The 12,961-nt window shown below is 68.4% G+C and carries 11 protein-coding genes; 6 read left to right on the top strand and 5 right to left on the bottom strand.

Translation table 11 applies throughout. From position 1 onward, the window contains the following. Positions 1 to 127 precede the first annotated feature (127 nt). Genes AC5P6H_RS10025 through AC5P6H_RS10010 form a run of 4 tightly spaced genes read right to left on the bottom strand, consistent with a single transcriptional unit; the run spans position 128 to position 4,818 of the window. Positions 128 to 1,165, bottom strand: a complete 1,038-nt coding sequence (locus tag AC5P6H_RS10025) for a Csu type fimbrial protein (RefSeq protein ID WP_495202574.1) — start codon at positions 1,163 to 1,165, stop codon at positions 128 to 130. After that, positions 1,162 to 3,531 (bottom strand): fimbria/pilus outer membrane usher protein, encoded by a 2,370-nt coding sequence (locus tag AC5P6H_RS10020; RefSeq protein ID WP_495202573.1) that lies wholly within the window; start codon positions 3,529 to 3,531, stop codon positions 1,162 to 1,164. The genes AC5P6H_RS10025 and AC5P6H_RS10020 overlap by 4 nt, the downstream gene beginning before the upstream one ends. Positions 3,532 to 3,538: 7 nt before the next feature. After that, positions 3,539 to 4,288, bottom strand: coding sequence for a fimbrial biogenesis chaperone (locus AC5P6H_RS10015; RefSeq protein ID WP_049403820.1), 750 nt, complete (start codon positions 4,286 to 4,288; stop codon positions 3,539 to 3,541). Further along, on the bottom strand, positions 4,288 to 4,818 hold the full coding sequence (locus AC5P6H_RS10010; RefSeq protein ID WP_032956855.1) for a Csu type fimbrial protein: 531 nt from the start codon (positions 4,816 to 4,818) through the stop codon (positions 4,288 to 4,290). Before AC5P6H_RS10010 ends, AC5P6H_RS10015 begins: the two co-directional genes overlap by 1 nt. 230 nt (positions 4,819 to 5,048) lie before the next feature. On the opposite strand from AC5P6H_RS10010, the gene map reads away from it, so the two are divergent. The 6 genes from map to dapE are packed head-to-tail and all read left to right on the top strand — an operon-like array spanning position 5,049 to position 11,957. Continuing rightward, a complete protein-coding gene (map, locus tag AC5P6H_RS10005; RefSeq protein ID WP_005412748.1) occupies positions 5,049 to 5,834 on the top strand; it encodes a type I methionyl aminopeptidase in 786 nt (261 codons plus the stop codon). Positions 5,835 to 5,854: 20 nt separating this feature from the next. Further along, positions 5,855 to 8,464, top strand: a complete 2,610-nt coding sequence (locus tag AC5P6H_RS10000; RefSeq protein WP_455750064.1) for a [protein-PII] uridylyltransferase — start codon at positions 5,855 to 5,857, stop codon at positions 8,462 to 8,464. Continuing rightward, positions 8,464 to 9,543 (top strand): 2,3,4,5-tetrahydropyridine-2,6-dicarboxylate N-succinyltransferase, encoded by a 1,080-nt coding sequence (dapD, locus tag AC5P6H_RS09995; protein WP_014646511.1) that lies wholly within the window; start codon positions 8,464 to 8,466, stop codon positions 9,541 to 9,543. The genes AC5P6H_RS10000 and dapD overlap by 1 nt, the downstream gene beginning before the upstream one ends. Before the next feature lie 2 nt (positions 9,544 to 9,545). Continuing rightward, positions 9,546 to 10,412, top strand: coding sequence for a hypothetical protein (locus AC5P6H_RS09990; RefSeq protein ID WP_495202572.1), 867 nt, complete (start codon positions 9,546 to 9,548; stop codon positions 10,410 to 10,412). A gap of 31 nt (positions 10,413 to 10,443) precedes the next feature. Continuing rightward, complete coding sequence (locus AC5P6H_RS09985) at positions 10,444 to 10,833, top strand: Spx/MgsR family RNA polymerase-binding regulatory protein (protein ID WP_495202571.1); 390 nt, start codon at positions 10,444 to 10,446, stop codon at positions 10,831 to 10,833. After that, a complete protein-coding gene (gene dapE / locus AC5P6H_RS09980; protein WP_032956857.1) occupies positions 10,830 to 11,957 on the top strand; it encodes a succinyl-diaminopimelate desuccinylase in 1,128 nt (375 codons plus the stop codon). Before AC5P6H_RS09985 ends, dapE begins: the two co-directional genes overlap by 4 nt. A 120-nt stretch (positions 11,958 to 12,077) precedes the next feature. Here the strand turns inward: dapE and AC5P6H_RS09975 are convergent, their stop codons facing one another. Then, positions 12,078 to 12,956, bottom strand: coding sequence for a tetratricopeptide repeat protein (locus AC5P6H_RS09975; protein ID WP_495202597.1), 879 nt, complete (start codon positions 12,954 to 12,956; stop codon positions 12,078 to 12,080). Positions 12,957 to 12,961: the final 5 nt, after the last annotated feature.

The raw sequence follows: 12,961 nt of genomic DNA, 5'->3' as shown, positions 1-12,961 counted from the left end.
ACCTGCCATCCACCATGCTGAAAGACTTGCTGCGCGGTATCGGCGGGATGTGCCGGAACTGTAGCGCCGAGCCGGCGCTCGGCACGGCCTTCGTCCGGTGGGTGCCGACCGTTGGTCGGCACGCCGGTCAGTAGGTGATCGTCACCGTCACCAGGTCGTTGTAGGTGCCGGCCGGCGGCTGGCCGCTGACCGGTGGCACCCGGCCATGGATGGTCAATTGCTGCGCGCTGCCGGTACCGGTGCCGCTGGCCGTGTCGACGGTCAGGGTATTGCCCCAGCGCAGGCTCCGCGCCGAGTCCTGGTAGAGCTCGTAGGCGAGGTAATAGGTGCTTCCGCCGAGGGTGGTGGCCATGCGCCGGGTGGTGGTGGCGGTGGGATTGTTCTGGCCGTTGTCGAGGCCGACCTGGAAGGCAGTGTTCTTCAGGCAGGTCAGGGTGAGGGTGGCGGTCCGGTCGATGTTGGCCGGAATGCCGCCGGTGACGTTGCCGAAGTCCATGGTGGTGGTGACGTAGCTGCCACATTGCGGCAGCACGTTGGCGGTGGCGGTGAAGCTGAAGGCTGCACTGGCGCTGTTGGTGCCGGTGGCGCCGCCATTGCAGGTGGCGGGCACGGTGGCGGTACCGAGCAGGACTTCGTTCCAGGCCCAGGTCAGGACCACGTTGGCCCCGCTGAAGGTGCTGCTGTACGCGCCGGAGGCCAGGATCTGGTTGGCCGGGATCTGCCCGAACAGCTGTATGGACTGCGCACCGCTGCCGCCCGTCACCAGCGGCACGTTGTAGGTCATGGTCAGTTCCTGCGCAGGTGGCGTGCCGCGCGGCACAAGTCCGGTGACCTGGCCGAAGCTGGCGTTGTTGTACAGCTGGAAATTCAGGGTGTCACTGCTGGAGGTGGCCATCGTGCGGAAGGTGGAACTGCTCCCGCCGCCACTGCCTGCGCCGATGCCCACGCAGACGCGCACGCCGGTGGTGGCCAGCAGGCTCAGCGCGGCGGTGGTGCAGGTCACCGTGATGTTGAGGTTGGCCGTACTCGGGCCGGGTGCATTGCTGTTGATGTTGCCGAACGGCAGGGTCGGATTGGCGACCGCCGTGCAGACCGCGGTGGCACCGGCGGGCGCCGCTGCCAGCAGGCCGGCCCAGAGCAGCAGGACGAGCAGCAGCACCCTCATGGCGCCACCTCCGGGATGCACTGCTGCGGCGCCGGCTTCGGCCGTGCGCCGGACGCCACCACCTTGGGCAGGTCCGGCACTTTCACGCGGCAGGGGCCGCGGCTGGTGGTGACGTACAGCACGCTGCCGGCGGCAACGTCTTCCAGATAGAGCAGGCCGTCGTAGCCGACCGTAGCCTGGCGGCCATCGGGCAACCGCACCTCGCTGCCGACCTCCAGAGGCTGGCCGTCCATTGCCAGCAGGGTCAGGCTCAGTGACGGCCGCGAGCGCAGCTGGAAGGTCACGCGGGTGCCGGCGCGCTGGCGCGGGGTCACCCAGTCCTCGATGCGGTCGGCGCGCATGTCTTCGGGCAGGTCCAGGGTGTCGATCGAGACCCGGTTGCGCTGCCAGGACAGCAACGGACTGACCAGCAGCAGGCCGCGATCATCGGTGACGCCGATCAGGCGGTTCTCCAGCCGCACCGGGACGCCGCCCACCCCATTGGTGCTGATCACCGCGAACGCATCGGACACCTCGCGCGTGGCGAAGGTGTGCCCGCCCATCCACACCAGGCTGCCGCTGGCGCTGGCGTAGGCATAGTTGAGTCCATCCTGGCGCGAGGCGCCGAACGAGTAGCGACCGACATCGTTGAGGATGCCGACCTCGGCCAGGCCGCCGTTGCCGTCCTCGCCGTGGCGCAGCTGCGCGCGCCAGCCGACGCCGCCGGCGCTGCCATCGCCCGGCACTGGCTGGGTCACGTCCGCCACCCAGCTCTGGCTGTCGCCGTTGCGCTGGCTCGAAAGGCTGGCCTGGCGGTTGTTGCCCAGGCTGGCAGTCACCGACAGGTAGATGCTGCGGTCGTCGCTGCGGTCCAGGTTCTGGTTTACCGAAAGATAGGCCGACCAGCGCTGGCTCCAGGTACGTGACCAGAACAGGCTGGCATAGCGGTTGTCGTCTCCATCCGGGTAGCGCAGGCGCAGATAGCTGGCGCTGAGCGTGCCCAGCCGCAGCAGGTCCAGGCCGAGCGTGGCCTGCTCGCTGATGCTCGGCGGCAGGTTGCCCTGCAGCGCGCCGAGGTCGCGGTAGTCGCCGTGGCTGCGTACGCTGCGCAGATTGACGTTGAAGCGACGGTTGTTCCAGCTGTAGCCCAGCGCCCATTGCCCACCCTGCAGGCCGTGGTAGCCGCTGTGCGCATAGGCGGCATTGAACACGCCAGCGGCGCCGAGCAGCCACCAGCCACCGACACCGGCCTGGGCCAGGCCGCCGCCGCCTTCGGCATGCGCCTCGCCGGTGAACGTGTCGGTGACACCGCCGCGCCAGCTGGCACTGGCCACCGTGCGATCGTCATAGGCGAAGGAGCGCTGGCCAAAGTCCTCGCGCAGGTGGCCGACGCCGGCCGACCAGTCCGAAAGGCCCCTGGCCAGCAGCTGCTGGGTGCCATAGAAACTGAAATCCAGCGTCTGCATGCGGCCGAACGCATCGGTCACCACCACCTGCGCGTTACCGGTGCCGCTGATGCCGGGCTGCGCCGCCAGCTGGAAGGGCCCGACCGGCACCTGGCCGCTGTACTGGCGCAGGCCATCGACATACAGCTCGACCGTGGAGGGCACCACCGCCTGGCCGAGGAAGCTCGGCGTGGGCGTGAGCACGCGGTAGGGCTGCAGGCCGTAGTTGCGGCCGATCTGCAGGCCGCCCAGGCGAACCGGGCGGGTCCAGTCGACGAAGCCGCTGTAGAAGTCACCGACCTCCAGCGTGGTTGCACTGTCCGGGAAATCCAGGCTCCAGCGTGTGTCCAGGCGCACGCTCTCGCCGCGCCAATGGCGGTCGCCGGGTTGCTGGTAGCGGCGGCTGATGGCGGTGTTTTCGAAGGTGCCGTTGCCGATACCGAACACGCGCAGCTCCGCGCTCAGGCTGAGGTTGCTGAGCGTGTCCACCCGGCTGCCGTAGACGTCGTAGTTGAGCAGCGCGCCGGGCGAGGCGTTGCCGGTGGGCGCGCGCGTCTGCGGGCGGCTGAGCACGGTGGTGGGCAGGATGAGCTGGTCCAGCGGCACGTCCAGTGCCAGGGTCTGCATGTGCGCGTCATAGCGCACCACCGCACCGCTGATCTGGTCCAGGTAGACCGGCGCATCGCCGCTGGCGTTGAAGCCAAGCTGGCGCAGCACTTCAGGGCTGGCCTGCAGCCGGCCGCGGTTCTCGGTGAATGGCAGCAGGCCGCGCGGGGTGCTGTTGAGCGACACATCCAGGTACAGCGCCTGGCTGGCGGTCAGCGGGGTCGGGGGAGGCAGGATGGCATCGGCCGACACGCCGGATACATCAACGGCCGCCACGCCGGACACATCGGCGGCCTCGGTCGCCGCGGGAGCCAGGGCCGCCAACAGCGCGCCCATCAACGCCTCAGCGAGCCGGTGGGGGCGACAGTGGCGTCTGTTCCGACTCGCCATTGAGCTTGGCCGTGATCTGGTCGTTGTCGCGGTCGATCGCCGTGCGTTCGATCGGCCAGCGCATCACCTGGCCCGGCAGCACGTAGCCCAGCAGCCCGGGATGGACAATGCGCGGGCGCGCGGCGCTGCCCAGCGCAAGATCGGCGATCTGTGCGTAGCTGTCGCCCGTATTGGCGACTTCCACGCCATTGCGGCCGTCCGCCAGTTTCACCAGGTGCGCCTGCAGCCGTGGGGCCAGGCGGCCGGCCGAAGGCTGCACGAACACCGGGATCGAATAGCGCAGCACGAACTGCATGCCCTCGGCACGGGTGGCCAGGTCGGGTACCTCGTCCACGATCAGCCGGTAGTGCCGCTGTGCAGGCGGTGGCTCGCTGTCCGGACGCATCACCCGCACCAGCTGCTGCTGGCCGGCGGCCAGTTCCTGCATCGGCGGCGTGGCCATCACTTCATCGGTGGGCAGCAGCTGTTCCTGGCCGTCCTGCTGCACCCAGCGGAACACGCGCACCTGCAGCGTCACCGGTGAGGTGCCGCTGTTGGTCAGCCACAGCTCGCCGGCACGCTGGCGGGCTTCCAGCTGCAGGCTGGTCGGGGCAACCTGCAGGCTGGTGGCGCCGGCACCGGCGGGGGCCAGCAGGTACAGGGCGAGCAGCGCCACGCCGGTGGCGCGCCACGGGCGGGGTCCGGCCATGCGGGCGTGCTCCATCAATAGGTGATCGTGGCGGTAACCGTATCCAGGTAGTTACCGGTGGCCGGGTTGTTGGTGCTCAGGTTCAGGATCTGGCCATAGACGATGTAGGGCACGGCCAGGCCAGTGCCGATGCCGGCCTGGGTATTGGTGCCGGTTGTGGCGCCCCAGACCAGGGTATGTGCCGCATCCTGGTAGAGCTGGTAGCCGACATAGTTGTTGGCGGTCACCGCGGCATTGGTGTTCTTCATGCGCCGGGTGGTGACGTCGTTCGCGGTGCCGGCGTTGGCGCCCGCGTTCAGCGCAATCGTGTAGGGCGTCAGTGCCGAGCACTGCGCGGTCACCGTACCCTGGCCCAGGGTGGGCGTGGCGGTGGTCGAGGCCGCCGTGCCGAAGTCGACGTTGGTGGCGGCCGCCGCCGTGATGGTGCAGGCCTTGGTGACCACCAGGGTGACGTTGAAGGTGGTGGTGTCGGCGGCCAGCGCCGGGCTGGAAAGCAGCAGCCCGGCCATGACCCATGTCAGCGGGGATCGAACTGGGGATCGCATGGACAACCTCCCTGACCCGAAGGTCCGTTGAACAAGGCGAAGACGGCACGTTCGGCGCCGCTTTGACGACAGTGGGTCCAGCTTAGGAGGCGTAAGTGTCTGTAATCCGTGATAAATAGGCAGGCGCAAGAGTGGAGGCCATCACGCTTTCACTTTCCTTGCCGGAATCGTGCATGGCCCGGATCGCCAGTTGGGCGGCGTTCGTTCAGATTGCGGCCGGATCGGCGATAATGGGTGCCATGAGCGTGAATCTGAAAACCCCGCAGGAAATCGAGATGATGCGCATCGCCGGCCGCCTGGCCAGCGAAGTGCTCGACATCGTCACCCCCCACGTCAAGCCCGGTGTCACCACCGAGGAACTGGACCGCATCTGCCACGACCACATCGTGAACGTGCAGGGTGCCATTCCGGCCAACGTCGGCTACCGCGGCTTCCCGAAGACCGTGTGCACCTCGGTCAACAATGTCATCTGCCACGGCATCCCCAGTGAAGGGAAGGTGCTCAAGGATGGCGACATCATCAATATCGACGTCACCGTCATCAAGGACGGCTGGCACGGCGACACCAGCCGCATGTACTTCGTCGGCACCCCGTCGGTGATGGCCCGCCGCCTGGTGGAAACCACTTACGAAGCGATGTGGCGCGGCATCCGTGCGGTGCGTCCGGGCGCCACCCTGGGCGACATCGGCCATGCCATCCAGAGCTACGCCGAAGGCGAGCGTTTCAGCGTGGTGCGCGAGTACTGCGGCCACGGCATCGGCAAGGTCTACCACGACGAGCCGCAGGTGGTGCATTACGGCCGCCCGGGCCAGGGCCTGGTGCTGCAGCCCGGCATGACCTTCACCATCGAGCCGATGATCAACGAGGGCACCCGCTACAACAAGGTGCTGCCGGATGGCTGGACCGTGGTGACCAAGGACCGCAAGCTGTCGGCGCAGTGGGAGCACATGATCGCGGTCACCGAGACCGGCGTGGACGTGCTGACCCTGTCGCCAGGCGAGTCGCAGGTTTCCTGAAGATGCTGCCGGCGAGTTCGCTGCTGGACACGCCGGCCGCGTCGCTCAACGACCCGGATTGGGCTGCTGCCGCGCGCCAGGCGCTGCAGCAGGCCGACGCGCGCCTGTACCGCCGCTTCGACCAGGGCGACAACATCGAGCGCCTGCTGGCGTTGCGCGCGCGCGCTGCCGACCATCTGATCCGCCTGGCCTGGCAGCGCTGCCTGCCGGCCGACAGCGGCCTGTCGCTGTTCGCGGTCGGCGGCTATGGCCGCGGTGAACTGTTCCCGCGTTCGGACATCGACCTGCTGGTGTTCGGCGATCCGCCGGCACAACTGGCGCACGAGGCGGCATTGGCGCGCCTGTTCGCGCTGCTGTGGGACTGCGGATTGGCTGTCAGCCATGCGGTGCGTTCTGCATCGCAATGCCGGGAGGCGGCGGCTGACCAGACCGTGCTGACCGCGTTGATCGAGGCGCGCCCGATCCTGGCCGATGATGCTGCGCGCCGCGCGCTGCGCGAGGCGATCGACGACCGCGAACTGTGGCCGGCACGCGCCTTCTTCCTGGCCAAGCTGGAAGAGCTGCGCAACCGCCACCAGCGCTTCGGCGATACCGCCGACAACCTGGAGCCGGACCTGAAGGATGGCCCCGGCGGCCTGCGTGATCTCAATACGCTGGGCTGGATGGCGTTGCGTGCCTTCGGCGTGCGCGACCTGGAGGCCCTGGTCGGGCTCGGCCACCTGGGCGCCGACGAAGCCGCGGCGTTGAAGCGCGAACGTGCAGTGCTGGCGCGGTTGCGCTTCGGCCTGCACCTGGTCGCGCGCCGTCCGGAAGAGCGCCTGCGTTTCGATTACCAGAAGACCCTGGCCGCGCGGCTGGGCTTCGAAGACGATGCCGAGAACCTCGGCGTCGAGAAGATGATGCAGGGCTTCTACCGCGCCGCGCTGGTGGTGCGCCGGATCAGCGACCGGCTGCTGCAGCGCTTCGAGGAACAGTTCGACGGCGAGGCCCAGCCGGAGCCGCTGACCGTGGGTTTTTCCCTGCGCCGTGGTTACCTGGCCGCCAACGAGGCCGACTGGCCACGCGGCGACATCGGCCAGGTGTTCGCCCTGTTTTCCAGCTGGGCCAACAACCCGCAGGTACGCGGCCTGCATTCGCTCACTGCGCGTGCACTGGCCGAGTCGCTGCCGCTGCTGCCGGCCTATGACCAGGCCGATGCCGATGCACGCGAGCAGTTCCTGGCCCTGCTGCGCGGCCAGCGTCCGGTCGATACGCTTTCGCGCATGGCGCGGCTGGGCGTGCTTGGCCAGTGGATTCCCGCGTTTGCCCAGGTCAGCGGGCGCATGCAGTTCGACCTGTTCCATGTCTATACGGTCGACCAGCACACGCTGATGGTCCTGCGCAACATCGGCCAGTTCGCCAGCAGCCGCGCCGACGAGCGCTTCTCGATCGCGCACGAAGTGTGGCCGCGCCTGCGCAAGCCGGAACTGCTGCTGCTGGCCGGCCTGTTCCATGACATCGCCAAGGGCCGCGGCGGCGACCACTCGGAGCTGGGCGCGGTGGACGCGCGCGCGTTCTGCCAGGCGCATGCGCTCAGTGGCACCGATACCGAGCTGGTGGCATGGCTGGTCGAACAGCACCTGCGCATGTCGGTGACCGCGCAGAAGCAGGACATCGCCGATCCGGTGGTGATCCATCGCTTCGCCACCCTGGTCGGCAGCCGCGACCGCCTGGATTACCTGTACCTGCTGACCTGTGCCGACATCGCCGGCACCAGCCCGAAACTGTGGAATGCCTGGAAGGACCGCCTGCTGGCCGATCTGTACTTTGCCACCCGGCGCGCGCTGCGCGAGGGGCTGGAGCACCCGGTACCGGCCGCCGAGCGCGTGGCCGAGGCACGTGACAGCGTGCGCGCACTGGTGCGCGAGCAGGGTTACGACGATGCCACCATCGACCGCCAGTTCGCGGTGATGCCGGATGAGGGCTTCATCCGCCTGCGCCCCGAGCAGCTGGCCTGGCAGGCCGCCGCACTGGTGCCGGTGAAGCAGGGCCAGGCGCTGGTGAAGGTGCGCCGGATCAGCGTCGACGACCCGGCGCTGGAAGTGTTCGTGCACTCGCCCGACCGTGATGGCCTGTTTGCCGCGATCGTGATGACCCTGGACCGCAAGGGCTACGGCATCCATCGCGCGCGCGTGCTGGACGGTCCGGCCGACACCATCTTCGATACCTTCGAAGTGAACCCGGCCGACACCTTTGCCGATGGCAGCAGTGCCAACCTGGAAGCGGCACTGCGCGAGGCACTCAGCGGTGACCTGTCGCGCCTGCGGCCGTCGCGCCGGGTGGTACCGCGGCAGCTGCGGCACTTCCGCTTCGCCCCGCGCATCGAGTTCCGCGATGAACCGGGCGCAACCCGATTTGCCCTGGTCGCACCCGACCGTCCCGGCCTGCTGGCCGATGTGGCGTTCGTGCTGCGCAACCAGGGCCTGCGCGTGCATGATGCGCGCATTGCCACGTTCGGCGAACGCGCCGAAGACACCTTCGTGATCAGTGACGAACACGACCTCCCCCTGACTGAACCTGCCCGGCAGCAGCTGCATGACGCGATGCTGGCCTGCCTGGACCCTGATCGAAACGCCGGAGACCCCGCCTGATGGCCACCAAGCCCGCCAAGAAGACCGCCGCGACCCCCAAGAGCGCAGCGGCCCGGAAACCCGCTGCTGCCGCACCGGCCGCGAAGAAGACTCCTGCGCCGAAGAAGGCCGCTGCGGTGAAGGCCCCGGCGAAGAAAACGGCTGCAGTGAAGCGTGCTGTGAAGAAGCCGGCCCCGGCCAGGAGCGCCGAAGCCGTCCGCGCCGAAACCATCGCCCGCAAGTCGCTGCGCAAGCCGTCGGCACCAGGCGTGGAAGAACTCAAGTTCGGCATCGAGAGCGCCTTCGAGCGCCGCGCCACCTTGACCCTGCACGAGCTGGAAGGGTCGACCAAGCCGCTGGTCAACCGCGTGATCGACGGCCTGGAGAGCGGTGAGTTCCGCGTCGCCGAGCCGGACGGCCAGGGCGGCTGGAAGGTCAATGAGTGGCTGAAGAAAGCCGTGCTGCTGTATTTCCGCGTCAACGACATGGCGGTGGTCGATGCACGCCCGGCGCCGTTCTGGGACAAGGTCGAATCGCGCTTCGCCGGCTATGACGAAGCGAAGTTCCGCCGTGGTGGCGTGCGCGTGGTGCCGGGCGCGATCGCCCGCCGCGGTACCTACTTCGGCAAGGACGTGGTGCTGATGCCGAGCTTCACCAACATCGGCGCCCATGTCGGCGAAGGCACCATGGTCGACACCTGGGCCACCGTCGGTTCCTGCGCGCAGATCGGCCAGCACTGCCATCTGTCCGGCGGCGCCGGCATCGGTGGCGTGCTGGAGCCGCTGCAGGCCAGCCCGACCATCATCGAGGACCACTGCTTCATCGGTGCGCGTTCGGAAGTGGTGGAAGGCGTGGTGGTCGGCCACCACAGCGTGATCGGCATGGGCGTGTTCCTCAGCCAGAGCACCCGCATCTACAACCGTGCCACCGGCGAGGTCACCTACGGCTACATTCCGCCGTACAGCGTGGTGGTGTCCGGCTCGCTGCCGAGCAAGGACGGTACCCATTCGCTGTATTGCGCGGTGATCGTCAAGCAGGTTGATGCCAAGACCCGCAGCAAGACCAGCGTCAACGACCTGCTGCGCGGCCTGGCTGACTGAAGATGACGGCGCCGGAGGATCTGGCGCAGTCCGCGATCTACCAGCATCCGTCCGACACCCTGTTCGGGCGGATGCTGCCGCGCCTGCTGCACGCTCCACGCTGGACCCGGCTGCGCCGCGCGCTGTCGCGGCGCTGGCCGATGCCGGCGCTGGTAAGCGATGTGCGCGACGTGGTCTACGTGAGCTGGTGGGTCGACGTACGCCAAGCGCCGATGCCACCACCAGGCCATCACTACGTGGTCCATGCCGGACGCACGCCCTACACCATCCTCAGCTACCGGCACGGCCACTTCGGGCCCGCGCTGGCCGGGCCGCTGCGCTCGCTGATGCCGTCTCCCAGGCAGAGCAACTGGCGCTGGTACCTGCGTCGTGACGACGATCGGGACGGGACGCCGGTGGTGCTGTTTGATCGCAACGTGATGGACCAGCTGGCCTTCGTCGCCGGCGCGCGCGCTTTCAGCGATGCCATGCAGCCGCATCTGTCGGTGCGCTTCGCGCACGTGGTGCGCGCCGATGGCGGTGGGTACACCCTGATCGAGGGCGGGCAGGGCAGTGCGCCGGCGCTGCACCTGCAGTGGCAGGGCGCTGCGGGCTGGGACGATGCCGGGTGGGCGGCGGCCTTCGGCGGCTACCAGGCCCTGCTGCGCTTCCTGACCTGCCAGGACGAGGCCATCGCCCGCACCTGCGACCAGCGCTGGGCCAGCACCCGCATTGCTCTGCCGGTGGACATCGCGCAGCTGCAACCGCTGCAGCTGGAAGGCGAACAGCAGTGCCCGCGCCTGCAGGCGATGGGCGTGGCGCTGCACGAGGGGCTGGCCTTCCAGCTGCCAAGAGTACCTTTCCGGGTCGTGTCCGAGCGCCTGTTGTGAGATTCTGGCCCTCTGTTTTCCAGCATCACAGATGGCCATGAGCACCACTGTCTACGGTTTGAAGAACTGCGATACCTGCAAGAAGGCGACCAGGTGGCTGGACCGCTTCGGCGTGCCGTACACCTTCGTCGACTACCGCGACAACAAACCCAGCCCGGAAATGCTGCTGGCGTGGGCCGCGCAGCTGGGTGGCCTGGCCGCGATGGTCAACAGGTCCTCCACCACCTGGCGGCAGCTGCCGGACAACCGCAAGGCCGCCGATTCCGAGGCCGAATGGAAGCTGCTGCTGCGCGAGTACCCGCAGCTGATCAAGCGCCCGCAGCTGATCAAGCGCCCGCTGGTGGTCACGGCCGATGGCACGGTCAGCCAGGGCTTCAGCGACAACGGCTTCAAGGCCCGCTTCGGCGTGGGTGACGCATGAGCGCGGTGCTCGACCTGACCTGCGAGCTGATCGCGCGGCCCTCGGTGACGCCCGATGATGCCGGTTGCCAGGCGCTGCTGGCGGCACGCCTGAAGCAGGCCGGGTTCCAGTGCGATCACCTGCGGTTGGGTGAGGTCGACAACCTGTGGGCGACCCACGGCCAGGGCGCGCCGGTACTGGTGCTGCTGGGCCATACCGACGTGGTGCCGACGGGCCCGCGTGAGGCCTGGGCCAGCGACCCGTTCATGCCGCAGATCCGTGACGGCGTGCTGTACGGCCGTGGCACCGCCGACATGAAGGGCAGCGTGGCGGCGTTCGTGGTGGCCGCCGAGCAGTTCGTTGCCGCGCATCCTGATCATCCCGGCACGCTGGCGGTGCTGCTGACCAGCGACGAGGAAGGCGACGCCATCGATGGCGTGCGCCACGTCGCACGCCTGTTCGCCGAACGCGGCCAGCGCATCGACTGGTGCATCACCGGCGAGCCGTCCTCGACTGCGACGCTGGGTGACCTGCTGCGCGTGGGGCGTCGCGGCAGCCTGTCGGCCAAGCTGCGCGTGCAGGGCGTGCAGGGCCACGTGGCGTATCCGGAGAAGGCACGCAACCCGATCCACCAGGCGGCGCCGGCCCTGGCCGAGCTGAGTGCGCGGCGCTGGGATGACGGCTACGAGAGTTTCCCGCCGACCAGCCTGCAGGTCTCCAACATCCATGCCGGTACCGGTGCCAACAACGTGATTCCCGGCGAGCTCGAGGTGGATTTCAACATCCGCTACAACCCGCACTGGGATGCATCGAAGCTGGAAGCGGAGATCACCGCGCTGCTGGAACGGTATGGCCTGCAGTACACGCTGAAGTGGCACCGCAGCGGCGAGCCGTTCTACACCCCGGAGGGCACGCTGCGTGCCACCGCGCGTGCGGTGCTGGCCGAGCACATCGGCCGTGCACCGGAAGAAAGCACCGGCGGCGGCACCTCCGATGCACGCTTCATCGCGCCCTTGGGCGCGCAGTGCATCGAAGTGGGGCCGGTCAACGCCAGCATCCACCAGGTGGACGAGAACGTGCGCGTGGCCGATCTGGAGGCATTGCCGGGGCTGTACCAGCGGCTGGTGGAGCGGCTGCTGGCGTGAACCTGCGACGCTGGGTGCCGACCGTTGGTCGGCACGCCTTTCGCCGGCATTGCTTTCCTGTAGAGCCGAGCCATGCTCGGCTGCTTCTGCAGGGAATGCCCAGCCGAGCGTGGCTCGGCTCTACTCAGAAAAAATGAAGAACGGCGGCTCGACCGCTTTTTCCCAGTAGCTCGGCGCTGCCATGTAGAAGCGCTGCGCCTCGGCCCGGGCGAACCAGCGTGCGGCTGCGTCGGTGTCCTTCTCCACGCCCGGTGCACCGCGGCCCAGCAGCAGTCCGGCGAAGTACTGGCCGAACACATTGCCCTTCTCGCCGGCACGCTGGTACAGCTGCAGCGCACGTGCGGGATCGCGCGGCAGTCCCATGCCCTTTTCCAGCAGCGCGCCCAGGTCTACCTGCGCTTCGGCATCGCCACGCTCGGCGCGGCGCTGGATCTGCGCAACCAGTGGATGCACGGTGCCATCCTGTGCGGCCACCGCATCCGGTAGCCGTGACGATGAACTCGGGTAGCGCTCGTAGATCATTCCGCGCAGGTCCCAGCGCAGCGCCTGTTGCGCGTCGCCTCGCTGACGATAGGCCTTGGCGAGTTCGTAGAACGCATAGGGATTGCCGTGGTAGGCGGCCGCCAGATACGCGCGTTCGCCACGTCGCCAGGACGCGCGCAGCACCGGTGCCGGGTTGATGTGGGGGCTGTCGGCATGCCGCAGCGTGCCGGAGATCCAGATCCGTCCCAGCGCTTCTTCCGCCTTGGTGTTGTGGAAGGTCCAGGGTGTGACCGCGGCGGCACGCTCGTAGTAGGCGATGGCGCGTGGATCGTTGAAGCGCTCGAAGGTTTGCGCAGTGTCAAAGGCACCCTCGAAGCTGCCGTCGGTGCCGCGTTGTTCCAGGCCCTGCAGCTGGGCCGGCGGCAGGGGCGACGGTGGGGCCAGGGTCTGGCAGGCGACCAGGCCCAGGCAGAGCAGGGCGGCCAGCGCCACGTTGCGTCCAGTGCGGTGTTGCATTTCCA

This window comes from Stenotrophomonas sp. YJH_SMC_110, from assembly GCF_059369255.1.
This window is presented reverse-complemented; position numbering and strand designations above follow the sequence as displayed.

Excerpts from the sequence above, each read along its gene's own strand:
- map (WP_005412748.1), top strand. The coding sequence starts at position 5,049 with ATGGGTGCCATGAGCGTGAATCTGAAAACCCCGCAGGAAATCGAGATG.
- dapE (WP_032956857.1), top strand. The coding sequence starts at position 10,830 with ATGAGCGCGGTGCTCGACCTGACCTGCGAGCTGATCGCGCGGCCCTCG.
- AC5P6H_RS10025 (WP_495202574.1), bottom strand. The coding sequence starts at position 1,165 with ATGAGGGTGCTGCTGCTCGTCCTGCTGCTCTGGGCCGGCCTGCTGGCA.
- AC5P6H_RS09975 (WP_495202597.1), bottom strand. The coding sequence starts at position 12,956 with ATGCAACACCGCACTGGACGCAACGTGGCGCTGGCCGCCCTGCTCTGC.
- dapD (WP_014646511.1), top strand. The coding sequence starts at position 8,464 with ATGGCCACCAAGCCCGCCAAGAAGACCGCCGCGACCCCCAAGAGCGCA.
- AC5P6H_RS10010 (WP_032956855.1), bottom strand. The coding sequence starts at position 4,818 with ATGCGATCCCCAGTTCGATCCCCGCTGACATGGGTCATGGCCGGGCTG.
- AC5P6H_RS10015 (WP_049403820.1), bottom strand. The coding sequence starts at position 4,288 with ATGGAGCACGCCCGCATGGCCGGACCCCGCCCGTGGCGCGCCACCGGC.
- AC5P6H_RS09990 (WP_495202572.1), top strand. The coding sequence starts at position 9,546 with ATGACGGCGCCGGAGGATCTGGCGCAGTCCGCGATCTACCAGCATCCG.
- AC5P6H_RS09985 (WP_495202571.1), top strand. The coding sequence starts at position 10,444 with ATGGCCATGAGCACCACTGTCTACGGTTTGAAGAACTGCGATACCTGC.
- AC5P6H_RS10020 (WP_495202573.1), bottom strand. The coding sequence starts at position 3,531 with ATGGGCGCGCTGTTGGCGGCCCTGGCTCCCGCGGCGACCGAGGCCGCC.